The organism is Commensalibacter sp. ESL0382 (assembly GCF_009725775.1).
In the GTDB taxonomy this organism is placed as follows: Bacteria; Pseudomonadota; Alphaproteobacteria; order Acetobacterales; family Acetobacteraceae; genus Commensalibacter; species Commensalibacter melissae.
Genome location: NZ_WNII01000011.1, coordinates 287,896 through 314,303, shown reverse-complemented (window position 1 = coordinate 314,303; position 26,408 = coordinate 287,896). Strand labels below are relative to the sequence as shown.

Annotated in this window: 21 protein-coding genes; 8 read left to right on the top strand and 13 right to left on the bottom strand. The window is 37.7% G+C overall.

Annotated features, from left to right (window positions below):
- Positions 1–4: 4 nt before the first annotated feature.
- Entirely contained in the window at positions 5–193 is a 189-nt protein-coding gene (locus tag GM552_RS05685; RefSeq protein ID WP_155565638.1) for a hypothetical protein, read from the bottom strand.
- Between the two features lie 203 nt (positions 194–396).
- On the opposite strand from GM552_RS05685, the gene GM552_RS05680 reads away from it, so the two are divergent.
- From GM552_RS05680 to GM552_RS05670, 3 genes are read left to right on the top strand one after another with little or no spacing between them, the layout of a single operon-like run.
- The gene (locus GM552_RS05680) at positions 397–1,071 is read left to right on the top strand and encodes a class I SAM-dependent methyltransferase (protein ID WP_370533610.1); all 675 of its coding nucleotides are present in this window, start codon (positions 397–399) and stop codon (positions 1,069–1,071) included.
- 38 nt (positions 1,072–1,109) lie between these two features.
- Complete coding sequence (locus GM552_RS05675) at positions 1,110–2,441, top strand: cbb3-type cytochrome c oxidase subunit I (protein ID WP_155565636.1); 1,332 nt, start codon at positions 1,110–1,112, stop codon at positions 2,439–2,441.
- The gene (locus GM552_RS05670; RefSeq protein ID WP_155565948.1) at positions 2,438–3,403 is read left to right on the top strand and encodes a heme o synthase; all 966 of its coding nucleotides are present in this window, start codon (positions 2,438–2,440) and stop codon (positions 3,401–3,403) included. The genes GM552_RS05675 and GM552_RS05670 overlap by 4 nt, the downstream gene beginning before the upstream one ends.
- Positions 3,404–3,553: 150 nt before the next feature.
- On the opposite strand, the gene GM552_RS05665 is transcribed toward GM552_RS05670, so the two are convergent.
- From GM552_RS05665 to GM552_RS05645, 5 genes are read right to left on the bottom strand one after another with little or no spacing between them, the layout of a single operon-like run.
- Positions 3,554–4,624 (bottom strand): TIM44-like domain-containing protein, encoded by a 1,071-nt coding sequence (locus GM552_RS05665; protein ID WP_230882764.1) that lies wholly within the window; start codon positions 4,622–4,624, stop codon positions 3,554–3,556.
- Between the two features lie 30 nt (positions 4,625–4,654).
- Positions 4,655–5,992 (bottom strand): TldD/PmbA family protein, encoded by a 1,338-nt coding sequence (locus GM552_RS05660; RefSeq protein ID WP_155565635.1) that lies wholly within the window; start codon positions 5,990–5,992, stop codon positions 4,655–4,657.
- On the bottom strand, positions 5,989–7,254 hold the full coding sequence (locus GM552_RS05655) for a pitrilysin family protein (RefSeq protein ID WP_155565634.1): 1,266 nt from the start codon (positions 7,252–7,254) through the stop codon (positions 5,989–5,991). The genes GM552_RS05660 and GM552_RS05655 overlap by 4 nt, the downstream gene beginning before the upstream one ends.
- 13 nt (positions 7,255–7,267) lie before the next feature.
- Positions 7,268–8,668, bottom strand: a complete 1,401-nt coding sequence (thrC, locus tag GM552_RS05650; RefSeq protein WP_155565633.1) for a threonine synthase — start codon at positions 8,666–8,668, stop codon at positions 7,268–7,270.
- 24 nt (positions 8,669–8,692) lie between these two features.
- A complete protein-coding gene (locus GM552_RS05645; RefSeq protein WP_155565632.1) occupies positions 8,693–9,832 on the bottom strand; it encodes an L-dopachrome tautomerase-related protein in 1,140 nt (379 codons plus the stop codon).
- A 196-nt stretch (positions 9,833–10,028) separates the two neighbouring features.
- Between GM552_RS05645 and GM552_RS05640 the strand changes: the two genes are divergently transcribed.
- Positions 10,029–11,912 carry a lipopolysaccharide assembly protein LapB gene (locus GM552_RS05640; protein WP_155565631.1) on the top strand — a complete coding sequence of 628 codons (1,884 nt, stop codon included), beginning with the start codon at positions 10,029–10,031 and terminating at the stop codon, positions 11,910–11,912.
- Here GM552_RS05640 and GM552_RS05635 read toward each other — a convergent pair.
- The 6 genes from GM552_RS05635 to tsaD form a co-directional block, all read right to left on the bottom strand.
- Positions 11,902–14,829: a [protein-PII] uridylyltransferase gene (locus GM552_RS05635; protein ID WP_155565630.1), complete on the bottom strand. Its 2,928-nt coding sequence runs from the start codon at positions 14,827–14,829 to the stop codon at positions 11,902–11,904. The genes GM552_RS05640 and GM552_RS05635 overlap by 11 nt on opposite strands.
- Positions 14,830–14,892: 63 nt before the next feature.
- Positions 14,893–17,535, bottom strand: coding sequence for a DNA mismatch repair protein MutS (gene mutS, locus GM552_RS05630; RefSeq protein WP_155565629.1), 2,643 nt, complete (start codon positions 17,533–17,535; stop codon positions 14,893–14,895).
- 27 nt (positions 17,536–17,562) lie between these two features.
- The gene (gene murJ / locus GM552_RS05625) at positions 17,563–19,116 is read right to left on the bottom strand and encodes a murein biosynthesis integral membrane protein MurJ (RefSeq protein ID WP_155565628.1); all 1,554 of its coding nucleotides are present in this window, start codon (positions 19,114–19,116) and stop codon (positions 17,563–17,565) included.
- Between the two features lie 60 nt (positions 19,117–19,176).
- Positions 19,177–19,665, bottom strand: coding sequence for a glutathione peroxidase (locus GM552_RS05620; RefSeq protein ID WP_155565627.1), 489 nt, complete (start codon positions 19,663–19,665; stop codon positions 19,177–19,179).
- 87 nt (positions 19,666–19,752) lie between these two features.
- Positions 19,753–20,715, bottom strand: coding sequence for an NAD(P)H-dependent glycerol-3-phosphate dehydrogenase (locus GM552_RS05615; protein ID WP_155565626.1), 963 nt, complete (start codon positions 20,713–20,715; stop codon positions 19,753–19,755).
- Positions 20,716–20,744: 29 nt separating this feature from the next.
- A complete protein-coding gene (gene tsaD, locus GM552_RS05610) occupies positions 20,745–21,845 on the bottom strand; it encodes a tRNA (adenosine(37)-N6)-threonylcarbamoyltransferase complex transferase subunit TsaD (protein ID WP_155565625.1) in 1,101 nt (366 codons plus the stop codon).
- Between the two features lie 58 nt (positions 21,846–21,903).
- Between tsaD and hemC the strand changes: the two genes are divergently transcribed.
- On the top strand, positions 21,904–22,974 hold the full coding sequence (gene hemC / locus GM552_RS05605; protein WP_122123750.1) for a hydroxymethylbilane synthase: 1,071 nt from the start codon (positions 21,904–21,906) through the stop codon (positions 22,972–22,974).
- On the top strand, positions 22,971–23,708 hold the full coding sequence (locus tag GM552_RS05600; protein WP_155565624.1) for a uroporphyrinogen-III synthase: 738 nt from the start codon (positions 22,971–22,973) through the stop codon (positions 23,706–23,708). The genes hemC and GM552_RS05600 overlap by 4 nt, the downstream gene beginning before the upstream one ends.
- 14 nt (positions 23,709–23,722) lie before the next feature.
- Here GM552_RS05600 and secB read toward each other — a convergent pair whose 3' ends face one another.
- Positions 23,723–24,247 (bottom strand): protein-export chaperone SecB, encoded by a 525-nt coding sequence (secB, locus tag GM552_RS05595; protein ID WP_155565623.1) that lies wholly within the window; start codon positions 24,245–24,247, stop codon positions 23,723–23,725.
- Between the two features lie 225 nt (positions 24,248–24,472).
- Between secB and GM552_RS05590 the strand changes: the two genes are divergently transcribed.
- Both GM552_RS05590 and GM552_RS05585 read left to right on the top strand, forming a co-directional pair.
- Positions 24,473–25,177, top strand: coding sequence for a Tim44/TimA family putative adaptor protein (locus GM552_RS05590; protein WP_155565622.1), 705 nt, complete (start codon positions 24,473–24,475; stop codon positions 25,175–25,177).
- 16 nt (positions 25,178–25,193) lie between these two features.
- On the top strand, positions 25,194–26,393 hold the full coding sequence (locus GM552_RS05585) for a murein transglycosylase A (protein WP_155565621.1): 1,200 nt from the start codon (positions 25,194–25,196) through the stop codon (positions 26,391–26,393).
- The last annotated feature ends 15 nt before the right edge of the window (positions 26,394–26,408 follow it).

The window sequence follows — 26,408 nt, the reverse complement described above, 5'->3', positions numbered from 1 at the left end:
AGAATTAAAGATTATTTTTTTTGTCATCACTGGATTGATCAGAATTCGATTTTGAAGGCATTGGCGGTATGGGGTCATCCTTGCCAAATTTATTATCAAACCACTCGTATATTTCACGATGTTTTAGGTAAGTAAAATTATAGCTCCATAGTATGATTGATCCAATCGCGAGGATCCATACCACAATTGTCATTAACATTTTAACGCTTAAGTCCTAATTATATTTATTTAATTTGTTAACAAAATGGAGTATAGACATAATTCGGGAAACAATAAAGAGTGTTCGATGAATTTTGATTATCCAAAGAAAAATTATAAAAAATAATACTTTAATTTTAAGGTAAATAAAAAAAATTTCTATTTTTATGAAATTGGATTATAAAGTGTTATTTTTGTATTATTTTGTTATTTCACCAAATTTGGAGCAATAGCGTGTCTCCTTTACCTCATACTGCCTTAAATGCAGATGCAGTTAAGCTTGCCTATCGTCGCTGGGCCAAGGTTTATGATACTGTTTTTGGTACAGTTTCTTCATTTGGCCGACGATGTGCCGTTGAAAAGGTTAATTCTTTACCGGGGAAAAAAATATTAGAGGTGGGTGTCGGAACTGGCCTGGCTTTACCTTCTTATCATAATGATAAAAGAGTGACGGGTATTGACCTTTCAACCGATATGCTGGAAAAGGCCAAACAGCGTGTGAAAAAAGAAAAAATCGATAATGTTGATGCATTGTTGGAAATGGATGCTGAAGCAACGACTTTTGAAACGGATTCTTTTGACATTGCGGTCGGCATGTTTGTTGCCTCGGTTGTGCCTCATCCAGACCGATTGTTTAAGGAATTACAACGTGTAGTGAAGCCTGGTGGACATATTCTTTTTGTGAATCATTTTATAGCTCAAAAAGGACTCCGGTCATATGTTGAACGAATTATGGCTCCTGCATCCAAGGCATTGGGTTGGCATCCCGATTTTGCCATTCAGTCCTTGTTACCACCAGAAGTGTTAAAAAGGGCTGAAATAAATTCGGTCCCGCCTTTAGGATTATTTACTTTGGTTAGTTTTGAAAGATAGATATACTCTAAAAAAAGTATATTTGTGGAAAATTATTAATGAAAATCAATTATAAAGTAGGAATGAGTGCCATTATTTTGGCTATCTTGGCAGGATTAAGTGGAGGGATCACCGCTTTATATTACCAACTGAATGAATTTCTACCTTTATTATTTCAAATTCATGACCAAACTGCTGCCATCAACATTTTCCAGACTCATGCCAGAATGATGGTTTTTTTTGTCTTACAGCCAGCATTAATGGTAGCCTTCGGTTCATGGTTCTTTCCTGTTTTAATTGGAAGCAGAAATTTTGCGTTTCCATTAATCAATATCCTTTCAATTATTTTATTATGGACAGGATTTTTCTTTAATTTTTTTTCCTTTTTTAATTCAGAAACTGGATTGATGAGCTTGATAAGCCTGGTATTTTGGTCAATTGGTTCGGTTTTATTTTCAATTAATGTCCTTGTTACTTTTATTAATAATCGTGGGCAGGATATTAAATATTACTCAATTCCCCTATTTGCCTGGATGCATGTTATAAGTGCGAGTTTTTTATTGGGAGTGGGATCAATATTATTGGGGATATTAACACGAGATTATTTCAATTATAATATGCAGTTGGATTGGGCAATTTCACAAACTGTTAAAAATTTCGTTTTCCCCATGGTTGTAGTTTTAATCTTGCCATCTTTTGGTATCTTATTTCATATTTTTCAGACAATCTCGGAAAACAGAATCAAATCGGATAAAATTTTATTAATTGGCATTACAACAGCATTCTCTCTTCTATTATTTTTATTTTGGAATAAATCCATATTTACAGAAGTCTACTTTCAGACAGATTCATTTGTGAACATCGAAACTATATTTGCTGTTGGTTTATATGGATTGATATGTGTTTTAAGTATTTTTGCATTGAACTTGTTTAAAACAGGCTTAAAAAACGTATCAACGCCTATGCTATGGTCGTTGGGTTGCTTGTTCCTTTTACTTTTTGCCTGGCCATATAAAGGATTAATTCAAGGAATAGATCAGATTCATTCAACTCTAACTTATGCAATTATATTATCAATTTTTGCAGGGTTTTATTTTTGGATGGGTAAAATTTTTGGAAAACAATATTCAGAATCATTGGGAATTTCACATTTTGTGATTACAATGATTGGAATTGTTCTGACATTGAAAATAATCCCATTAGGTAGAAACACAGTTTTTTGGGGTGACATATTTATGGGACTATCCATATTTGTTTTTCAGGGTGTGATTATCAATGCCATATTTTATAACGTGGTTAAACCTGTAGCCAATTATTGGGGTAAAGGTGCGATCACGAATGAATGGAAATTGCCTTCTCCCATGTTTACTGCAAACAAGCAAAACAGATGAGTAAAATTCAGATTGAGAATAATGCTGTCAACCAGCGTATACGCTTCGACCCACTAATTGTTGGAAGCAATGTCAGGGATTGGTTCCTTCTGTTAAAACCAAGGGTTATTTCTTTGGTTGTTTTTACAGGAATTGTCGGCATTATTTTGGCACCTGGATATGCAAACCCTTTTATTTCTTTGATAAGTATTATTTGTATTTGTCTTGCGTCAGGAGGTGCTGGCGCCATTAACATGTGGTACGATCAGGATATTGATCGTGTTATGAACAGGACTATAACCCGTCCTTTGCCCTCGGGGAGGGTTCAATCTTCAGATGCTTTGATTTATGGGGTAACTGTATCCATTATCTCTGTCATCCTTATGTTTCTGGCTACAAATTTTTTTGCAAGTTTTATACTGGCGTTTTCAATATTTTATTATAGTGTGATTTATACAGTTTGGTTAAAAAGATCAACCCCGCAAAATATTGTTATTGGTGGGGCAGCGGGTGCTTTTCCTCCCTTGATAGGTTGGATAAGTGTAACTGGACAGATCCAATTATTCCCAATAATACTGTTTTTGATTGTTTTTTTCTGGACACCTCCCCATTTTTGGTCTTTATCCCTATATGCTTGCAAGGATTATGGACGGGCTGGTATTCCCATGCTTCCAGTTGTGAAAGGGGCCAGACATACACGGTGGCAGATTTTCATATATACTATTTTGTTGGCCATTGTCAGTTTATTGCCTGTGTATTTTCATTTCACGCATAGCGTCTATATGGTGGCAGCGTTGATATTGAATGTCGGATTTATGTTTATGGCCATTTGTGTTTTACTTGAAAAACAGGATCATTCAGGAAAAAGTTTAAGAAGTGATAAAGCGGCAAGATGGTCTTTTCGTTTTTCTTTGATTTATCTCTTTTTTTTATTTTTAGCCTTGATTATAGATCATTATATTTATGATTTATGGGGTGTCTAATATCAATCATGATATATTTTGAAAAAAAAATATCCCTTGAAGAAAGGCAGGAAAAAAAACGCCGTAACATTCAAAGGAATAAAATTTTATTTTATGCATTTTTGGGATTAAGTGGAATTTTATATATTATCACCTTAATCAAAGTTTAAATTATTTCTGTTGTTGGATGGCAGACAACAACCACCAATTATGATCAACCGATCGTACGAAAGTCCAAAGTTCTGTTACAGTTACAGGCTGATTTGGATTACCTTCTACAACGTTTCCGTTATTGTCGGTCGTTATATCGATTAGCGAATAACGCATAGCCACTGTAGCATATTCACGCGTACCTTCAGTCCAAACTTCGGAAAGATCCCCTTGTTCAAATTGTACATTTGAAGTGCTGTTATGCAGACCTTTACTAGCCAAATCGGTAAGTTGCTCATTGAAATAAGACACCATCTCGGGAGTGGCAATTTTTTGCATACTTCCCAAATCCTGATGATTCCAGGATTCTTGTATTTCGATGAGTCGTTGTTGGAAAACAGTATAATCGTTTTGATTAAGTTGTATATTTGATTCCTTGATATATTCCTTAATCGGATTTATTGAATTATTGTTTCCTTGTCCTTTATTAATGGCAGAATTTTTGCGAAAATAACGGATACCAAACCATACCAGAAGCCCAAGAACTATAATCCATACAAGAGATCCTGATGAATTATGCTTTTTGGGTGTCTGTTGAGACATTGGTGTCGGATGTGATTGCATTGTATTGGGATCTGACGGATTCATGTTCTGATCAGTATTTTGATTGGCATTAGCAGCGGGAGTTTGGGCGTTGGTTTGATGATGACCCATCAACATATCATAGGCAGCCGCTCCGGCAACTCCTCCGGCAACTCCTTTAAGAAAATTTCCTCTTTGCGGAGCTGTTGCGTTATTGGGGGATATCTGTCGCGTAGTTGGAGCTGACGGTGCTACAGGGCGCGCATTAAAACCTGAATTATTAGTTGCTGGAGGTCTCGTCATGGTACGTTGAAAAGATTGTCCTCCATTAGGAGTTATTCTAGTATAGGAAGGTGAGCTGAAGGTTCTGCTTCCCCTGCTACCCATGGAAAACCCTCGTCCTGCTCTTGCTTCAGCTTGATGAGAGGAAGAAATGAGGAGCGGGGGGCTAATCAAAGCAGCACTTAATAAAAATAACAGTGTACGGCTGTGTAAGGTCGCACGTTTCATTTTATTGATCCATCTCTTAAGGTTATGAAATTATTGTCCAGCAATACTGATTTCATCAATCCGTAGAGTTGGACTATTGGTAGTATATCTGAAATCAAGATCGTTTGCGACGTGAAGTTTTGAAAACATGTCCATTAGATTGCCAGCAAGTGTGAATTCCATAATTGGTTCAGCAATTTTTCCATTTCTGATCATAAACCCACTGGCGCCACGACTATAGTCACCTGTGACAATATTGACCGATGAACCTAATAGTTCTGTTATGTAAATACCTTCTGCAATATCTTTCATCAATTCTTCGGGGGTTTGTTTGCCAGGCTGAATATACAGATTGGTTGTCGTTGGTGTGGGTGGAGATGATGGACCTCTGGTTGCGTGACCGTTGCTTTGCAGACCGAGTTGTTTTGCTGTACGATTGTCTAACAACCAATTGGCTATTTTACCAGAATCAACCAGTTTCAATTCTTCAGGAAACAATCCTTCAGCATCAAAAGGACGAGATGCCAACCCTCTTATTTTGTATGGATTATCAATAATGGTTATATTTTCGGGAAAAACAAACTGTCCCATTTTCTCTTTCAAAAAAGAAGTTCCTTTTGCAATTGCATGACCATTTAATGCACTTGCCAAATGAGAAACAATGCTGTTGGCAACCCGAGGATGAAAAACGACAGATAATATACCTGTTTTGGGTTTGGAGGGATTTAATTTGGCCAACGTTTTACGGGCGGCATTTTCACCGATGATTTTGGGGGACTGTAAATCCTGAAGATGAACAGAGGAATGAAAGTCATAATCTCTTTGCATTTCTGTACCGGTTCCTGCCAGAACACAAACAGCCAGCGAATGAGAGGTACGTTGATAAGATCCCAAAAAACCCTTACTGTTTGCCAGGGTCATAGCTGTCTTGCCATAACTGCAGCTTCCTCCCATACTATTTGTTATTCCTTTTATGGTTATTGCGGCAGTTTCCACGGCTTTGGCTTGCTCAATCATCTGTTTGGTTGATTGTTCTGTAGGGTCATACAGATCTAGCTTTTGCGGTTCAATATAATTTTTTCCTGAGGGTGCGGGCAATTCGGCATAGGGATCCTCTGGCAATATTTTTGCCATTGAAATAGCATGCTCTACCAGCTTTTCCATATTCTGTTGTTGCAAATCAGTTGTTGAGACTGTTGAAACGCGTTTGTTAACTAAAACTCTTAATCCAACTGTTTTTGATTCGGAACGTTCAAGCTCTTCCACCTGACCATTTCTGACCTGCACACCAACGGATGTAGATTCAAGATAGATTGCATCCGCATCGGTCGCCCCTGCCTTTTCAGCCTTTAAAATCAGGTTTTTGATAAAATCTTTATGATCTGTCATTGTGCAAGACTTTCGGTAATACTTGATAGAAATGGAACGTTTTCAATAGGACCCAGTGCTGTTAGCGTGGGAACACGGGTAAAAATGTGTTTTGCAGCTTGGCATATGTCATCAAGGGTGACAGCATCAATGCGTTTGGAAATTTCCTGGGGGGAAATGATCCGGCCATAAATCTGTAAATGACGTGCAAGTTGTTCACAACGGCTGTTAGTGCTTTCCATTGACATTAACAGGGAAGACTTTAATTGAGCCTTGGTGCGTTGTAATTCCTCGGGCTTGATGTATTTTTGAATATTTTTCAATTCTTGTACGAGAACAGGCATTAATTCCTTGACCTGTTCTTTACCAGTACCTGTATAAATACTGAATATTCCATCATCCTGATGGGTAAGGTTATAAGCGTAGATTGTGTAAACAAGCCCTCTTTTTTCTCGTATTTCCTGAAAAAGACGGGAGGACATTCCGCCACCGAGAATAATAGATAAAAGAATGGAGGCATAATAACATGGATGTTTGAATGTAAATGATGGAAAGCCCAGAATAATATGTGCCTGATCCAAGTGTTTTAATTTTCTGAATTCCCCACCTTTATATAGGGCTGCAACAGGAGAGACTGATTTTTTTTTTGGTAAGTCTTTGAAATATTTGTTTACATACGCAACAATTTTATTGTGTTCAATATTACCAGCTGCAGAGAAAATAATATTTTCCGCATTATAATGTGAATTCATATAGTGTTGCAGATGTTCTTTTTGCAAAGATCTGATAATACTGCTTGTCCCAAGAGTGGGACGTCCCATTGGTTGATCGGGATAAGCGGTTTCCTGGAAATAATCGAAAATGATTTCATCAGGTGTATCATTAACTTGACCGATTTCCTGAAGAATAACATTTCTCTCTTTTTCAAATTCTTCCGCATCAAAAATACTATGGATCAAGATATCGCCCAGAATATCTGTCCCCAGTTCCACATCATCCTTTAAAAGTTTAAGATAATAGGCTGTAAGTTCGCGGGCGGTAAAGGCATTGATGTGTCCACCAACATTTTCAACCGTTTCCGCAATAACGGATGCAGAGCGCGAGTGTGTACCCTTGAAAGCCATATGTTCCAGAAAATGGGATATTCCATTTTCTTCAGCCTTTTCATATCTTGTCCCGACTGAAACATAAGCTCCCATGGAAACGGTTTCTACATGTTTCATCTGTTCAGTCACGACCAACATGCCGGAAGGAAGACGTGTGATATTTATGGCTTGATTCATAATTATCCTAAAATTAAAAATTATTTTGATAGACTACAGTGCGGACTGAATTTTCAATTGCTTGTAAATCTGCAGGAAGAATTTGATAGTTTTCTTTTCTTTCATATAAATCCGCCATTGCAAGTGGCAGTGGAGGAAGAATTCCTGTTGCCTGTTTAATCGCATCAGGGAATTTGGCCGGATGAGCTGTTGCAACAGCTACCATAGGGACATCTTTTTCAAGATATTTTTGTGCGGTTATTATTCCGATTGCAGTATGTGGGTCTGCAAGATACAGTGAATCTTTGAAAATTTTTGTAATGGCTTTTTTCGTTTCTTCATTATTCAGTGACATTCCCTTAAAATTCTGAGTCGCTTTTGTCCAGGATTGTTCAGGAATATTCATTTTTCCATCCTTGCGGAAATTTTGCATGATTTGACAGCATTGCGCTGCATCACGATCAAGCAATTCAAAAAGCAACCGTTCAAAATTCGAAGAAATCTGGATATCCATTGAGGGAGATAAACTCGGTTTTACCTCTTGTATACTCATGTCATTATTTAATAAAAAGCGTGTTAGGATATCATTATGATTGGAGGCGACTCCTAAAAATTTAATGGGAAGCCCCATTTTCTTTGCCGTCCATGCAGCAAGTATATTGCCGAAATTTCCTGTTGGGACAGTAAAGGAAACCTCACGGTCAGGAGCGCCTAAACATAGTGCCGCATAAATATAATAGGGAATTTGTGCGGCGATACGCCCCCAATTAATGGAATTTATGGCAGATAAATGCATTTCTTTACGGAATGGCATGTCAGCAAACATGGACTTGACTAAATCCTGGCAATCATCAAAGGAACCTTTAATGGCAATATTATTGATATTGGGTGAAAGGACGGTTGTCATTTGACGACGCTGGACTTCTGATGTGCGTCCATAGGGATGTAAAATAGTGACCGTAAGATATTTACTGTCCTTAAAAGCCTCTATTGCGGCAGAGCCTGTATCGCCTGAGGTCGCACCTACAATTGTGATATGCTCCTCTCGTTGGCTGAGAACATAATCAAACAGGCGTCCCAAAAGCTGCATCGCCATATCTTTAAAAGCCAGGGTGGGACCATGAAAAAGTTCCTGAACAAAAAGGTTGTGTTCGAGCTGAACCAAGGGGACAATTGCTTTATGGTTAAAACTTGCGTAGGATTGTTTGCATAAATCCAAAAGGATGGGAGCAGGTATATCATCCCCTGTAAATAAACCAATAATTTTTGCGGCAAGTTCTGAATAATCAAGCTTTCTCAATTCCCTAAGATCATTATGGGAAAGGTGTGGCCAGGTTTCAGGAATATATAAGCCTCCATCTTCTGCAAGACCCGTAAGGAGCGTATGAGAAAAATTTAAAATTGGGGCTTGTCCCCGTGTGGATATGTAACGCATGGTAACCTGTTTTTTAGATAGAATTTATTTTAAGGGTGGAAGGTCAATTTTGTAAATCGTCAAAGGCCATTTAATCGTTGAATGATTATTATGATCCAATGCCGAATGATGGATAAACTGATTTACAGGAGTATATAGGGTTTTATCCTGTAGAACAAAAGGATGAGCGGGCCATTGCAGGCGGGGATCCGTAACAATTTTATTTAAAATGCGTCCCTGGGTAAAACGATAGATACTGTTTGTGGAGATGTCAGTAAAATAAAGATTGCCTTCATTATCACATGTGATCCCACCTGAAGAGGGAGTTTCAAGCCATAGAATCATCGCTTCATTTAATTCGGATTCCGAATATGTAGGATCATTGAGATACATGGTGTCGATACGATAAAGTGGACCACTGACAGCCTGATAATAAAGTCTCTTTCCATCGGGGGTGATTGCGATTTGGTTAACGTTGAAAAAAGAATTCTGATCGCTACTTGGACGTATAAGATTATGATCGACGATAATGGGTTGTCGAGAATATAGGCTGGATGAATTGCTTAAGACACGTCTGGCTTGATTATTGTTTAAATCCATAATAATCAAGGCGGGGGCACCTTTATCTGCAAAATAAGCATGATGGTCGTGGACAGCCAACGCATTAAAAACCGATTTAGGCAAAATGACAGAGGAAGGAATGGGATAGGTATCAACAACCTTATTGGTTTTTGTATCTATCTTAATTATTTTAATGCCTTTTTTATTTGGCTTGTTTCCGAATTTATCGATACCATTATCAATGATCCATAGATAACCATCAGGTGTTAAGGTCATTCCAGACAATCCAACAAATGCGTTTGAGGGATCAAGGTTGGATGTCTTGTTCCAGTCATTCCATTGACCTCCCGGATATGGAGTAACTGAGTTGTCAGCGTTTATAGTTGCTAGAGAAGGGCCTGAATCTCTATTGTAATTGAAAAATTGAACAAAAATTCTTTTTTCCGTATCAACCGCAATATAATTTGGAATATATTGATTAACAGTTGCAACGCTTTGTAACGCATTGGATGGTAATAGAGAGGGTTGATCTAATTTTTGCTTTGCCATACCCTTGTCAAAAGAGACGAACACAACCATCAGGATCATGGACAGGGCAATGAAACAATATTTTAAAATGCTCATGATGAATATTCTATTACCAGTTAATTTTTGTTTATTTATAAGTTAAAATCAAAGATTATGATAGAGACTAACCTTATTTAATACTGTTATTCTCATAATAGAATAAAAAAAATGTATAACGCACGAAATTTTAAACCAAAAAATTTGTATTGATTAATTTTTGACCATTCTTCTGTTTATAAAGTGACATTTGTTTATGACAAATTATAAGCTGTTGATAAAATTGGGTATGGATTACATATCCGAGGGAAAATTTCAAGAAGCGGATCAAGCTTTCTTTGAAATTTTAGAAAGCAATCCTGATGAACCAGATGCATTATATGGGCGCTCACTTGTTTTTTATATGGCCAAAAGGTTTGATCTATCCATAGGTTTCGCAGGTAGGGCCGTCCAACTTTCTTCCAAACCTGAATATTATGTAATTCTTGGGAAAGCGCTGCATTGTCAGGGTCATTTAAATGAGGCTAAATCAGCGCTAAAAAGTGCAATTATTTTACAACCATCCGATGATCGGGCATTAAACGCCATAGCAAGAGTTTATAATGATTTAGATGATTATACACGTGCCGAACAGACATTTAAGCAGGCGGTTGAATTACAACAGAAGACATTCAATTATTGGAATGATTTGATCGATTTTTATTGGGATCGGCATTTTTATGAAACAGCTTTGTCGGTTGCACAGGAATCTGTCAGGAATAATCCAGGAGAAATAGATTTTCTATTTAAACTTGCATTGGTTTTGCAGGCGTTAAATTTGTTGGATGAAGCTGTTATTGTTTATAAGAAAATTATTCATTTAAAACATGATGATTACGGTGCCTATGCTAATTTAGGGGGGATATTATTTCAATTAAATCAAATTGATGAAGCCAAACATTATTTGGAAAAAGCATTTGATAAGCAGAATGACAATTCAGAATGTCAGGTTAATTTGTCCCTTGTTTATATGGCAGAGGGATCATTGCTGAAATCTCTAAAGTTACTGAAGAAGGTTTATGACAAATTTCCGGCAGATCTGAAAATAGGCTTGAATTTAGGTACGTTATTTTTTGAATTAGGAATGATTGACGAGGCTGAAAAACTGTATATTAGATTGTTTCATGATGATGATTTACATTTTTTGTCAGAGGAAGATCAGAACAGAATAAAATATAATTTGTCATCGATATTATTGGCTAAGTGTCAATTTAAAGAAGGCTGGAGACTTATGGAATCTCGTCATCCTTTACTTGAAATTGCTCCAGAATATTCTGATATACCTTTTTGGGACGGGAAAGTGCTAAAAGGCACATTGCTGATAAGATCAGAACAGGGATTGGGGGATATTCTTCAGTTTATCCGGTATCTGCCATATTTAGATAAAAACCTTTCTATAATTTTGGAAGTTCCTTTACCTGTATATCGATTGGTTGGATTGGTTATTGTTCAACAGGAATTAAATAATATTTGTAAAGTTATTGTAAAAGGGGAGGAAATTAATCAGCCAATTGATTTCCAGGCAAGATTAATGAGTTTGCCCTATTTGTTAGATATCAATTTCATTCCAATTATGCCTACAGTTATTCTTGATAAAACAAATGAAATAGTTTTGCATGAAAACAAATTTCATGTTGGAATTTGTTGGGCAGGTAGTCCGGATTATCGATTTGACCGAATAAGGTCTATATCTTTTAAATTATTATCAACGTTATTTTCAATTCAACATGTGATTTTTCAATCTTTACAAATTAATTTTTCTCAGAAATTACTTGATAAATATAAAATATTGACTTTACCACAGGGTGATTTACTTGATACAGCCATAATTATGCAGAAAATGGACTTGATCATAACAGTTGATACTGTAATAGCGCATCTTGCCGGTATTTTAGGTAAAGAGACCTGGCTTTTAAACCGTTATGGTGGGGATTGGCGATGGTACAATCAAAGTCCCGATATACCAAAAAAGAATTTGTGGTATCCAACTTTGACATTATTCAAACAAGAAAAAGCGGGGAATGGGGAAGAGAGCTGGCAAGCTGTCATTGATAAGGTAAAACTTGCATTGGAAAAAAAAGTAAGTAAATTTATAAATTGATATTTTCTGACTGAGGTTGATGTTGTGTTACCTTAGATTTTTCAGATTGTTGACCAGTAATTTTTTCTTCAGCTTGGTATAGTTTTTGAAGAATAGCGTCTCTTATGAGAGACAATTTGGTTTTATCTTGAATTTTTAGACCAAACGCGTCTTTAACATAGAAAACATCCACAGCTCTAATACCATAAGTTGTAATATGGGCGGAACTTATCTGTAGATTTTGTTCCTTAATAGTCTTTGTCACATCATAAAGTAAACCAATCCGGTCACGTCCATTGATTTCAATGACGGTAAAACTGTTAGAAGCCTGATTGTCTATAACAACACGGGGAGGGACATGAATTGCCCGCATACGTCTTCCATATAACAGGTGATGGGAATAATTATATATGCATTGTTCTATGTCTGTTTTCTGTTCGAGAGTTGAATGAATTAATTCCTCAACTCTTTTCAGGCGGTGGGGTTCATCAAAAACATCTTTGGAGGCATTTTGTATCCAGAATGTATCCAGAATCATGCCATTTGTGAGGGTGTGAATTCGTGCATCCACAATGGATGCCCCAGCAATCGATAGGGCACCTGCGATTTTTGAAAATAAACCGGAGTGATCCTGTGTATAGATGGTGACTTCTGTGACACCACGGTCATGAATGGGATGGGTATGGACCGTTAGGGGAGAGCTTGATTGATTAGCTTTCGTAATTATTTCCGCGTGGCGCAAATATGTGTCTTGATCAAAAGATAGCCAATAACTGGCATATCCCAGCTTGATAAAATCATCAATTTCCCATGAATTGAATTCTTTGCTATTCAACAGGTTGGTGATACTATCTTTACTCTGGTGGACTCGGGTATCTTGTTCAGCAGTTGCAAGACTTCCTTCTAACACCTCGGATATTCGGTTGTAAAGTTCGACTAAAAGGGTGGCTTTCCATGCATTCCAAACTTTATCGTTAACGGCACGAATATCAGAAACGGTTAGTAAAAATAATAAACGAAGACGTTCTGGAGATTGAATGGTATCAACCAGATCCAAAATTGTTTTTGGGTCATCGATATCGCGTTGAAATGCAGTACTGCTTAAAAGCAGGTGATGAAGGATAAGCCAGGAAACGGTATCTGATTCATCGGCTGACATATGCAATCTTGCACAAATATTAACCGCCATTTGAGAACCAAGTTCAGAATGATCTGAACCTTTGCCTTTGCCTGAATCATGAAGAAGGGTGGCAAGATATAATGCCCGTCGTGACTGTAATCCCTGAATGAGTTTGTAGGCAAAATGCAAATCCTCGGGATAATATCCTGCTTCGAGTAGCGCCAAAAGTTTGACAGCTTCAATACTATGTTGATCAACGGTAAATACATGATAGGTATCAAATTGCATCTGTCCCACCATATGACGCCATTCAGGAATGAACTGACCCAATACACCTGTTGTATTAAGGATTTGCAGCCAATGAAAATTATATTGTTCGTCCGAGACTGGGTCAAACGGAACAGCTATCTGACGTTCATTTTTATTCTGGCTTAGACGTTTATAGCGTGCTTTTGAAGTAAGTACTTTCGGTATATCGCATAACAGATCAAGGAAAATATGGGAAGCCTCTTTGTCCCCACGTAATAGGTTGGTCTGTCGTTCCGCTCTGATCATTTGATGAATTGCCAGAGGATGAATGGCACGTTTTTGGGTCTGGGCAATCTTAAGCATCCGCATCATGTAAATGGGTTGATTGTCAAATGAAATTTTTGGCGTTGGAAAAAGCTGGTTTTCTAAAAGGGCAAAACCGGTATGTTCAAGAAATTTATTGTTTTGATAATCGGTTATTTTGAGCCGTTGGGCATGAAGATATAAAGCCGCCTCGATAACATAGGTTAAACGCGTTATTTCGCGGGCCGTAAGAAAATAATGTCGCATAAATCGTTCAACACCGACTTGTTGTCCATGTCGTGTGTATCCCATCCTCCCCCCAATGATGGGCTGCATATCAAAAGTCAATCGGTCTTCAGCTCGTCCTGCGATATAGTGCAACTGAAAACGAACCGTCCATAAAAAATTATGCGCTCTCCTTAAACGTCGAACCTCTTGTTCATTCAGTACATTCAAGGATCCGATATATGGATTGATAAAGATATTGTCCTGCTGATTTAACCCGAGGATATAGCGGCATTCCCAATGAATTGTCTGTAAGTCTCTTAGCCCTCCCAAACCTTCTTTGATATTAGGTTCAACTAGATACGGAGTTTCTCCAAATTTTTTGTACCTGTTTTTTTTCTCTTTACGCTTTTCCTGAATATAACGAACATCACCCACGGTTTCATGGGTCCTTTTGAATTCAATACTAAATTGGTTGAAAAGTTTCTGATCTCCGCTTACAAAACGTGAATCAAGTAAAGTGGTCAAAATGGTTATGTCTTTTTGTGCTGTTGAAAGACATTCCGAAATGGAACGTGTGGCATGACCAACTTTTAACCCTAAATCCCAAAGAAAATATAAAAATTGTTCAATCGTATTGAGCAGATTGCTTGAGGGACGCTCAGACGTTAAAAAAAGAAGGTCAATATCACTGAACGGGGCAAGGGCCTTTCTTCCATATCCACCTGTCGCGACCAATGCTATGGAATGTGTGGCGATATCTGTGGAGGGTAAGGTTTTATAGATAAAATCAAATATAACGGTAATTAAACCGTCAATATATTCGGCCAATTCCGTGGCGGCTTTCAGTCCTGGAATTTTGGATATCTCAAATTCGGATTGAATTTGTGTCTGGATGCGCCCGAGATGACGTCTAAAAATCTGAAGCAATTCCTCTCTGGATAAATCTGGATTATTATTTAAAATCTTTTGAACGTAATTGCGAAGAGATTCTGTCGCTTTTTCAGGGTGAGAGGAGAAATTAAGTAAAGATTGCTTCAATTTATTTAACCAATTTCATAATGGAATAAAGGGCATTTACAGATAATAATTAAAAAAAAATCATCATCTATCAATAACTTTTTTTAGTTTATAAAGAATATTTATGGCATTTATTGGAGTGATTTGATCCGGATTGATTTCCATAAGGGCAGTTTCTATTTCATTAAGCATTTTTCGTTTTTCAGTATCAAAATTTCCCTGGGAATGATCCTGATTTCCAACCGTTGCATCAGTGTCTGATAGAGGGAGTGAGATTTGGGAACCATACTGTTGCGTTTCAAGAGTTTGTAAAACCGATTTTGCCCTGTTTAACGTTGTTGTTGGAACTCCTGCTAACTGTGCGACATGAATACCCCAACTATGTTCGGCTGCGCCAGGCACTACCTCATATTGGAAAATTATGGAACCTTTCCATTCTTTAATTTTCATGGTAAAATTTTGTATAAATGGCAAATGATGGGTCAATTGTGATAATTCATGAAAATGTGTGGCGAAAATTGTACGACATTGTATCGTATTATGCAAGGTTTCTAATATAGCCCAGGCGATGGCCAATCCATCCAGGGTTGAAGTTCCTCTTCCTATTTCATCAATTACAACAAGAGAACGGGGACCAGCCTGATTTAGAATTGAAGCTGCCTCGGTCATTTCAACCATAAAGGTTGATCGGCCATTGGCAAGGTCATCAGAGGCACCCACCCTTGAGAACAGGCGATCGACAATTCCAATTTCGGCATTTGTTGCAGGTAAGGGCAAACCACTTTGTGCAAGAATGACGTTTAGGGCGACTTGTCTTAGGAATGTTGATTTTCCGGCCATGTTAGGACCTGTAAGCAGCATAACCCTTTTATTGTTGGATAAATTGCAGGAGTTGGGTGTAAACTTATCAGGTTTTTGTAACGCGGCCTCAACAACTGGATGGCGTGCGTTTTTAAGTGTGAAGCGTGTATCATTGGTTAAAGTTGGTACACACCATTCTTGCGAGGAATAAAGCGTCGCACATGCCTGTAAAACATCAATGACGGCAATGGCGTTTGCCAGAAGCGGCAAATCCCTTTCCCGTAACGTTTCCTCAATCAGCTTATCAAAAAGCATCTTTTCATATTCTGCAGAAATGGAGGAAGATTCAAGGATCTTTGTATTTAAGATATTTAATTCGTCGGTTGTATAACGTGCAAGATTAACTGTTCCCTGTCTTAAAATCAGTTCTGGACAATCTTTTAATTTTGCGGCTGCAGTACGACTGAGCTCAATGATATATCCCAATTGGTTGCTAAATCGAATCTTTAATGTGGTGATATCATATTTTTTGCAGTATTTTTGTTGCAAATCAATAATTATTTGCCGGCTTTGCTGATGAAGATGACGGTAAGTGTCAAGCTTTTCATCATAACCCTCTTTGATAATTGAACCCTCTTCCAGTTTAAGGGGAGGATTTTCCATCAAGGCTTTGGTTAAATTTTCAAGAAGGATGTTTCCTGATAAAAGATAATGCTTGATTTTATGGATATAAGGTGGAGTCCGATCAATTTTTTTTTCGTATTTCGACAAGATTTGTGCTATTTTTCTGGCAACATGCAAACCGTTTCGTATGGATGCCAGATCACGGGGAGAACCTCTGCCGACCGAAATTCGACCCAGAGAGCGGGCAATGTCTGGCGAACCTTTCAGGGTCTGGTGTAGAAGGGTTAGAAGCTGTGTATTTTGATATAGATAAATCCATCCTTTTTGTCGGGCTTCAATTTTATCGATTTCAGTCAGGGGTGACGACAGCCAATTCGCCAACATTCTTGAACCTGGTGCCGTAATGGCACGGTTAATGCTGGAAAATAGGGTAAATTGGTTGTTGCCGGCATTATTTTCAAGAATTTCAAGACTGTTTCTCGTTGCTGGATCAATAGCTAGGATTGATTCGTATTTTTGTGATTGAGGACGTGATAATTGTGGAATTCTACCATTTTGTGTTTGGCTAATATAGGTGATCAGTTCATATCCAGCAATAATTTCTTCATTTTTGAAATCACCTAGTGCGGATAAGGAGTTGATATTGAATAAATTTGCAAGTTGTTTTTGAGCAATCTTGATATTATTGATTTCATTCAATATTGTTTGGCGATTTTCATACGAATTTAGATATAAACGATTGGGTGCCAAGATTTCAGAGGGATTGATACGGGCTAAAAAATCATCTAATTGAAAGGATTTGAAATAGCTGGTTTCAAAAATTCCTGTTGAGATATCAATCCATGCCGCTCCCAGATTGGAGGAATTTTTTTTAAGGTCAGGGATGATACAAAGGATATAATTTGGTTGAGAAGCTTTTAATAATTCATCTTCGGTCAGGGTTCCTGGAGTGATTAAACGTATAACAGCTCTTGAAAGCGGGCCTTTTTGATTTTTTCCTCTGTTTTTTGGACTTTCTGTTTGTTCTGCAACGGCAACCTTGAATCCTTTTTTGATGAGACGAGCAAGATAGGTTGCAGCAGTACCAACGGGAACACCACACATGGGAATTGGCTGTCCGGCATGGGTACCACGAGCAGTCAGGGCAATATCGAGTGCATTTGCCGCCGCTTCTGCATCATGAAAGAACAGTTCAAAAAAATCACCCATTCTAAAGAAAAGAAGGGCATCAGGATGTTCTTTTTTAAGAGAAAACCATTGTGCCATTACGGGTGTGGCACCTTTTGCAGAAGGAAGTGTCATATATACCTGTTTAAATTGCTTTTTAATTTATTGTTTTAAAATTCTTTGTCTGACTTTTAGGCAAGTCGAATTCAAATCAATGATATCAAGAATGTGAAGAATTCCTCCATAAACAATTCCGCCTGTTAACACTAAAATAGAGAGATCTATTATACGAAATAAAATTGGATTTTTAATTATATTTTGAAAGAAAATCATTTCTGTCAAAAATATGCTCAAACTCATGATGAATGCGGCAACAAGCATATAAATGATACGTTTTATTATAGAAACTGGTAGGTAAAACGCATCTTTCTTCCATAAAATGAAAGCAAGGGCCCCGACATTAGCAATGGCCGCAATACTGCTTGCCAGAGGGGGGCCCATATGGGCAAGAGGATACATGAATATAAGATTCAGGATGAAATTCAACAAAAGGGTGAATATACCGATTTTTACAGGAGTAGATGTATCACCACGGGCAAAAAAACCGGGAGATAAAACCTTGATAAGGATAAAGGCTGGAAGGCCAACTGTATAGGTCCGTAAGGATTGAGCTGATTTACAGACAGCGTCAAGATTAAAAGCACCATGACCAAATAAAGTTGAAATTATAAGAGGGGCCAAAGTAAATAAACCAAAAGCTGCAGGAAGTGTCAAAAGCAAACAATAATCAAGAGTTTTATTTTGAATGGATAAGGCAGCTTCTTTATTTCCGGTATTAAGCTCTTTTGTCAATAGGGGTAATAGGGTTGTTCCTGCAGCAGCCCCCAGAACACCAAGGGGTAGCTGATTAATTCGGTCAGCAAAATACATGACTGAAACGCTACCGGTCGGTAACAAGGTGGCGATGATTGTATCAATGGTTAAATTGATCTGTGTGATGCCACTTCCAATAATACCGGGGGTCATCTTCCTAAAGAGTTTTTTGATACTTGGACTTAATTTTGGCCGATGGAAAAGGATAGTGATCCCAGCTTTTCTTGCCGCTAACCATAAAATGCCAAACTGGGCCACTCCTGAAATTGTAACTCCCCATGCTGCAGCCCATGCTGCGTTTGGCATAAAAGGGGTTAACCAGAGCAGCGCGGCAATTCCAAATATATTAAAACTGACATAAGCAGCAGCGGCAATGCTGAAATGATGTAAACTGTTCAAAACACCAGCCAATAAAGCTGCTCCACAGATTAAGATCATATAGGGAAAGGTGATACGGCTTAAAATAATGGCTTCATGATAACGATTTTTATCGGTGGTAAAACCTGGAGCTATGATGTGAAGCAGTTGGGGCATAAAAATTTCACCCAGTAAGGTAAAAATCAACAAGATAAATATAAGAATATTGAACGATTCATTTGCAAAATGCTTAGCCTCGTTGATATTTTTCTTATCAAGAGTTAGGGTGAATAAGGGGACAAAAGCGGCGTTAAAAGCGCCTTCACCAAATAAACGGCGAAACATGTTTGGTAACCTAAAGGCAACCTGATAGGCATCCTGTAAAGAACCGGCCCCAAGAAAGGCGGCAAGCAGTTGATCCCGAACCAGTCCCAGAAGACGGCTTAACATGGTCCATCCACTGACTGTTAAAAGATTTTTAAACATTGAAACCTTTACCAAGGTGAAGGTGTTTTATAAAACAATATTATTTAGTTATTATCAGATTTATAAATCATAGGCTACACGTTCAACCGCATTAATAAACCTCTTGGATGAAGGACGTGTTAAACATGAGTACCAAGATGACAACTTACCCTGACGGCTTATAATATATTTATAGAAATTCCATCTTGGTTTTGATATATATCCCCCTGCCTTATTCAGCCATTGAAAAAGTGGAATGGCCTGTTTTCCCTTTACATGGCTTTTTTGGGCCAGAATAAAATCAATACGATAACGCTTAAGACAAAAATTCCTGATTTCTTCATTTGTTTCAAACTCTTGATTGCCGAAATCACCGGTAGGAATGGCGATAATATTCAAATCCCAATTTCTAAAATAAAGCCATAAATCCTGTAAATCTTCATATTGAGGCGTAAATTTACAATGAGACGCGGTATTGATAATTAATAAAGGCTTACCCTGAAATTTACCAAGGTTAATACTTTCTCCTGTAGAAGAGGATATAGTTAAATCATAGAGTGATGTGGTCATTATATATGTTATGGATTCAGTTTCGTTGACAAGATTTTTAAAATTTTTTTTATTATATTAAATATTATTTCAAATATAAATGTTTATTTATTCGAAAGGAATGGGACGGGACATCAATCTTTCCTTTGCTTGATGAATGGTGATTTTATCACTTAATATGGCGGCGACTGTTTCAATAATTGGAACGTCAATATGATGGTTTTGCGCTCTTTTAAGCAAGGCGGGAGTGGTTGTAACGCCTTCTGTCACGACAGTTCTTTCCTTTAGGATGGCGTCAAGTTTTTTTCCATTACCTAGCTCGATTCCTAATGAATAGTTTCTAGATGACGTTCCCGTGCATGTCAAAATCATGTCTCCCAATCCAGCCAATCCTGATAATGTTCTGGGAGATCCTCCCAATCCGAGACTGAGTCTCGAGAGTTCGCTAATACCACGGGTTATTAGCGAAGCACGGGCATTTTCCCCCAAACCGGCCCCAATTGCCGCTCCTGCGGCAATTGCAAATATGTTTTTTGCAGCACCGCCAATTTGAACACCAATGGGATCATCATTTTTATAAAAACGAAAATTAAAAGTTGAAATTTCATCTGAAATTTCCTGGGCCATTTGTATGTTTTCAGACGCGATAACACTGGCTGTTGGTAAATTTGCTGCTACTTCGTGAGCAAAATTTGGGCCTGACAAAATGGCAATATTCTGTTTTGACACAAATTCTTCAATTATTTCTGATGGAAATTTAAGGGTTTGCTGTTCTACACCTTTGCAGCAGACAATAATCGGACATTGTAAACTACTGATATTCGGTAGAATGGAGCGGATAAATTGAAGAGGTACTGCCAGGAAAATAAGGTCGGCATTCTTTGGAAATGAATTATGAACCTGAATATTATCTGGTAAAGGGAAATTTTTTAATCTTGAAAGTGTTTTTGTATTCGGATCGGGAAGCTCTTTTCTACTCCATAAATATACGTTGGCATTTGTACGAGCAACATGAATGGCAAGGGCTATTCCCCAAGCGCCGGCACCAATGACAGCAATCGATTTCTTCATGTTTCATAATCCTTCAAATAATAAAAGACTCAGTGTTCAAAACGAGACTTCATTTCAGACAAAGGCCAACGTGGACGAGGTATCAAATCAATGTCGTTTGGAATAAAATTATTTGTAATGGTCTTTTTTAAAATTTCAATTGCTGCCCATCCAATCATAACTGCGTTATCCGTACAATAACGAATTGGAGGTGCTATAAATTCCATATTATATTGACTGGCAAGTCTCATTAGATGAAACTTTAAATATTGGTTGGCCGCAACCCCACCAGCTGTCGCAAGAATTTTGGTTTTAGGGGCCATTTGAATGGCATTCTCTAATCTGTTGACAATGGTATCCGTTATAGTTTTCTGGAAACTCGCCGCAATGTCAGCTGCCAAAGAGCGTGGCAAGCAAGATAAGTCCTTATAGGGTTCTAGTAAATTAGCTACTGCCGTTTTAAGTCCGGAAAATGAGAAGTCACATCCGTCACGGCCATATAAAGGATGAGGCATGATGAATGCATTTTCATTTCCCTCTTTTGCCAAGGCTTCAAGAGCTGGACCACCAGGCCAGGGAAGTCCAAGCATTTTTGCAACTTTATCAAAAGCCTCGCCAGCCGCATCATCAATAGTACCTCCCAAATGCTGATATTTACCGACATCGCCAACATAGATACATTGACAATGGCCACCTGATGTTAAAAATAATAGATAGGGAAATTCTATTTTCTTGCTTGAAATATCCGGTAAACGGACGGTAAGGGCATGAGCCTCGATGTGATTGATACCAATAAAGGGAATTTTTTTTGAAAGTGCCAGACCTTTTGCAAAACTGCTGCCAACAATCACCCCACCAATTAAACCGGGTCCGCAGGTTGCGGCAATGGCATCAATTTGACACCAAGAAACTTTTGCCTCATCCAACAATGAATTTACCAAAGAAGGAAGATGGTGCATATGAGCACGGGCAGCTATTTCTGGTACCACACCACCAAAATGAACATGTTCCTTTTGTGAATGAACCTTTTCTCCCAAAACCATTCCGTCCGAACGAATGATTGCGCATGCTGTATCATCACAAGAAGATTCAATAGCCAGAATTTTAAAGCAGTTATTTGTTTTTATACGTGTTTGGTGTATGGATATCATAATGAATATTTTTCTTTTAAAGAGAATATGAGCATAAATATAGATAAAGTATATTTTTATGGATATCAAAAACATAGTACATATTGCTTCAAATCCCAATTTACAACGGGTTGCCGCCAAGGCTGCGGAATTACAGAAAGCAAACTATATTAAAGCCCATGGAAAAAGAGGACTGCCCCTGCGAGTAGGAACCAGGGGTTCTCCTTTGGCCTTGGTCCAGACTCGCAATTTTCTCACATTATTGACACAATTCTGCCCTTTATTACGTCAGATTGGGGCGTTTCAGGAATTTCAAATTCATACTTCAGGAGATCGCATACAGGATCGACGTTTGGCTGAAATCGGTGGCAAGGGATTATTTGCCAAGGAAATTCATGAACAGCTGTTGGAAGGGAATATTGATTTTGCTGTCCATAGCCTTAAAGATCTAGAAACAGACCTGCCCAAAGGTCTTGTTTTGGCATGTACGCTAAAAAGACAAGATGCGAGGGATGCTTTAATTGTTAGAAGTGAATATCAACCCATTGATTCTAAAAATCCATTTGATGTTTTACCAAAAGGCGCGTTGATCGGGTCTTCTTCCGTACGACGTCAAGCTCAATTGCTGCATTATAGACCTGATTTGAAATTTGGATTGTTGAGGGGTAATATTCAGACACGTTTGGATAAAATTACCTCAAAACAATTTGATGCAACTTTTCTTGCTGCTGCAGGATTGCAAAGACTGGATATGGAGCATCGAATTGATGTTTTGATTGATCCCTCAATTATGGTTCCAGCGGCGGGTCAAGGTATTGTTGGAATCACAGTTAGAGAAAAAGACACAGAATTGCTTGAGATGCTTTCGGCAATTGAAAATAGGGAGGCAAAGGCGGTATCCAGCGCTGAACGTGCCTTGCTGGCTGAGCTTGATGGATCTTGTCGAACACCAATTGGCGGGTATGCAAGGGTTGTTTCTTTTCCGGGTCAGGAAGAACGGTTGCATTTAACGGGATTGGTTGCAAGAGAAGACGGTTCTTTTTTAATCAAAAAAGATGTTATAGGAACTCTGGAAGAAGCTGAATTGATCGGTCATGAGTTAGGTAAACAATTGCGTAAAGATAGTCCGAATGATATTTTTGAGTCTTGAAATTGGGTGATAAGCAAAAAAATTATGTTGTAATAACTCGGCCAGAACCAGGGTTGAGTGAAACGATTTTAAAGGTTCAGAAATTGGGATGGAAAACATTAGCCTTACCCTTGATGAATGTTAATCAATTATCTGTTGAATTTACCAATATTGATCAAATTCAGGCTATTTTGTTTACAAGCCGCCAAGCCATCATTTCTACGGTAAAATTATTTATTCGGCAAGATATAAGATATAGGGATATCCCTGTTTTTGCTGTTGGCGATATAACTGCGCATGATGCTAAAATTGCTGGTTTTGAAAAGGTTCAAAGTGCGCATAAAGATTCGAACGCTTTGAATGATTTAATTCAAAGGGAATTGTTTCCTAAACAAGGCGGTTTATTGTTTCCTGTAGGAAAAGGGCAGGGAAAACAATTGATTTCCAATTTACAAAATTATGGTTTCAAAATGATTGTGGAAGAAGTGTACGAAACCAGACAAAAAGATTTTATACCTTTTTCTTTTATTGAGAAACTCAAACAGGGGGAAATTAATACAATTCTATTTTTCTCTTCGGAAACAGCCCAGTTTTTTAAGGATCTTCTATATGAAGAGTATAGATATTTGCTTAACCAGATTTATGCTATTGCAATAAGTGAAAAAGTGAAAAAGGTATTGGAGAATTTTCAGTGGAAAGGGATTGTCGTTGCGGATCATCCCTCTACTGAATCCATGCTTTATCTTATAAAGTGATAGCATGCTCAAAATTATGCATGACCTGCCTCGGTATGTGTTTGGGCTGCCTGTTGTTGTTTATTTTGCCATAAAGAAACAAAATCTATGGGTTGTAGAACAACGGGTGGAAACCCTCCATCTCGTGTAACTTCACTTATAATATTTCGTGCATAAGGGAAAATCAAACGAGGAACTTCGACAAGAAGAATGGGTTCAATCAATTCTTCTGGCGGATTATTCAGGGTTACAACAGCACAGTAGATAAGTTCCGCAATAAAAATTGTGCGACTGGCACCTTCATTTTGTTTTTGTGCCTCTACAGCGTCAATTTTAATTTTTAAACTGACCTCATAAACTCCGTTTTCATTTAATCGGTTGGCATTTGTGTCAATTGAAACCGATATTTGAGGAGCCTCTTGCAAACTTGCGAAAATGGCAGCTCCGTGAGGGACTTCAAATGAAAGATCTTTTGTAAACTGGATATTAAGGGTTAATGGAAGGGAAGGGGGTGTTCCTTCTGTTTGATTGCTCGATACCGTATTTGTTGAGTCAGTCATTATATTCTCTATATATTCTTAATTTAAAAATTTTTAAATTTTCATATAACATAAATTTTATCATTAAATAAAACGATTTATACTAATTAAACTTATAATAAAAAAACAAGAGGCAGTTTAAAAATTGAAATAATTAAATAAAATAATTTGTTTTTAATGTTTTAAATGATCATAAAAGAATATAGTAAATAACTTCAATATAGGTTCAAGTTAACAGGTTAAAAGATGGATTTTTCTGTAGGTGATATTCCCATAGATATTATAATATTTTCCTTGATAGCGATTTTTCTGATTCTCCGTTTGCGAAGCGTATTAGGGAAAAAAACTGGATTTGAGAAACATGAAGCCATTTCCTTGACAGTTAAAGCACCAGCTTTTTTATCAAATACAAAAAATAAACCCGTACAGCCAGCAGTAGCACCTGTACCCAAGGTTAATTATGAAATACCGGCTGCCAATAGTGAATTAGGACAGACTTTACAAAAAATTAGCGCGCTCGATTCAACTTTTGTTCCGCAAAAATTTGTAGCAGGTACTGAAATAGTATTTCGTAAAATTCTAACTGCATTTGCTAATGCAGACTTAAATGGTCTTAGGTCAATGCTGACATCAGATGCCTATTCTTCATTTGAAAGGGCCATTAAAAAACGTCAAGAGGCACACGAAATTCAGAAAATTGAAATCAAAGCAATTTGTTCGATCGCTATAACAAAAGCTGAGATTAAATCTGAAGTTGATCCTAAAAAAGCATTGATTGAGGTTAAGATCATTTCCGATCAACTGAATTGTATATTTGATAAAAAGAAAGAACCTGTAGTTGGCACGGAATCTGTGACGGAATTTATTGATTTCTGGTTATTTGAACGTGTATTAGGAATGAATGGTCAGGATATTTCCTGGCGTTTAAAATCAACTCGTACAGGAACTTGAATTTAATAGGCTTGTTATGAAACGCTTTGTTCGTGCAATATCGATTTCCCTTGGAATATGTCTGACCGCTTGTGTACAGGAAGGTCAGGAAAAACTGTCAGAATTCTATCCGGTTTCCTATCAGGTATTACAGGGATGGAATCAGGAAAACCACTCACAAATTTTGACAGTTTTTCGTCAAACCTGTAGGCAGATAAAAAAATTGCCATCTACCACTTATCTAGGGGGAGTTAGCGGTTTGCCAGGAAGTCAGGCTAAGGATTGGATTCCAGTTTGTATTGCTGCGGAACAGATTGATATCAAACAACCTCTACAAGTGAAAAACTTTTTTGAACAATGGCTGCAACCCTATCAATATTCCTATAGAATTCAGAAAGGAAAGGTGACAGGATATTATGAACCAGAAATTGAAGGGTCAACTGTAAAAACAGGCAATTATCAAGTACCTGTATATACACGTCCCAACGATCTGAAAGCGCGTAAAACTGTTGATGGTCAAATTCAGTATGGTCACATGCAGAATAATCAATTCATTCCCTACTACACACGTGCTGAAATTGACAGAGGGGCATTAAACGGTAAAAATCTTGAAATTGTATGGTTAAAAAATTCGGCAGATCTGTTTTTTATGCAAATTCAAGGATCAGGCCGGATTTTGTTACCGGACGGTAAAATTTTACGTCTGGCTTATGCCGGCAAGAATGGACAACCCTATACACCATTAGGAAAAATCCTTATTGACAAAGGATATATGAATTCTGATGCAATCAATATTTATTCATTGAGGACGTGGTTATTCAACCATCCTGATCAAGCACTCTCCCTGATGGAAGAAAATAAAAATTACGTTTTCTTTAAAATTTTAAATAATCAAATTCTTGATGAAGGACCAAAAGGTGCTTTTAATGTTAGTTTAAGTGCAGGCCGATCTGCTGCTGTTGATAAAAAATGGATACCGTTGGGTAGTCCTTTATGGATTGAAACCCTAATGCCTGAACCTGGACATCAGGATAAAAGGTCATGGAAACATATGGTCTTTGCCCATGACTTGGGCGGGGATATTCATGGAATGAACCGGCTGGACCTATTCACCGGATGGGGTAAGACCGCTGAATGGTATGCGGGGCTGATGAATGAAAAAGGAAAGATATATCTTTTGTTGCCCCGTCAGTTTTCCCATTCCAATCAGTCAGTTCCTGCATCAGTGAAGCGATAATCAAGTGAGATTTTA

What these genes read in the sequence shown, in the direction of transcription:
- GM552_RS05685 (WP_155565638.1), bottom strand. Translation starts at nt 193, where the DNA reads ATGACAATTGTGGTATGGATCCTCGCGATTGGATCAATCATACTATGG.
- GM552_RS05675 (WP_155565636.1), top strand. Translation starts at nt 1,110, where the DNA reads ATGAAAATCAATTATAAAGTAGGAATGAGTGCCATTATTTTGGCTATC.
- GM552_RS05670 (WP_155565948.1), top strand. Translation starts at nt 2,438, where the DNA reads ATGAGTAAAATTCAGATTGAGAATAATGCTGTCAACCAGCGTATACGC.
- GM552_RS05665 (WP_230882764.1), bottom strand. Translation starts at nt 4,624, where the DNA reads ATGAAACGTGCGACCTTACACAGCCGTACACTGTTATTTTTATTAAGT.
- GM552_RS05660 (WP_155565635.1), bottom strand. Translation starts at nt 5,992, where the DNA reads ATGACAGATCATAAAGATTTTATCAAAAACCTGATTTTAAAGGCTGAA.
- GM552_RS05655 (WP_155565634.1), bottom strand. Translation starts at nt 7,254, where the DNA reads ATGAATCAAGCCATAAATATCACACGTCTTCCTTCCGGCATGTTGGTC.
- thrC (WP_155565633.1), bottom strand. Translation starts at nt 8,668, where the DNA reads ATGCGTTACATATCCACACGGGGACAAGCCCCAATTTTAAATTTTTCT.
- GM552_RS05645 (WP_155565632.1), bottom strand. Translation starts at nt 9,832, where the DNA reads ATGAGCATTTTAAAATATTGTTTCATTGCCCTGTCCATGATCCTGATG.
- GM552_RS05640 (WP_155565631.1), top strand. Translation starts at nt 10,029, where the DNA reads ATGACAAATTATAAGCTGTTGATAAAATTGGGTATGGATTACATATCC.
- mutS (WP_155565629.1), bottom strand. Translation starts at nt 17,535, where the DNA reads ATGACACTTCCTTCTGCAAAAGGTGCCACACCCGTAATGGCACAATGG.
- murJ (WP_155565628.1), bottom strand. Translation starts at nt 19,116, where the DNA reads ATGTTTAAAAATCTTTTAACAGTCAGTGGATGGACCATGTTAAGCCGT.
- GM552_RS05620 (WP_155565627.1), bottom strand. Translation starts at nt 19,665, where the DNA reads ATGACCACATCACTCTATGATTTAACTATATCCTCTTCTACAGGAGAA.
- GM552_RS05615 (WP_155565626.1), bottom strand. Translation starts at nt 20,715, where the DNA reads ATGAAGAAATCGATTGCTGTCATTGGTGCCGGCGCTTGGGGAATAGCC.
- tsaD (WP_155565625.1), bottom strand. Translation starts at nt 21,845, where the DNA reads ATGATATCCATACACCAAACACGTATAAAAACAAATAACTGCTTTAAA.
- hemC (WP_122123750.1), top strand. Translation starts at nt 21,904, where the DNA reads ATGGATATCAAAAACATAGTACATATTGCTTCAAATCCCAATTTACAA.
- secB (WP_155565623.1), bottom strand. Translation starts at nt 24,247, where the DNA reads ATGACTGACTCAACAAATACGGTATCGAGCAATCAAACAGAAGGAACA.
- GM552_RS05590 (WP_155565622.1), top strand. Translation starts at nt 24,473, where the DNA reads ATGGATTTTTCTGTAGGTGATATTCCCATAGATATTATAATATTTTCC.
- GM552_RS05585 (WP_155565621.1), top strand. Translation starts at nt 25,194, where the DNA reads ATGAAACGCTTTGTTCGTGCAATATCGATTTCCCTTGGAATATGTCTG.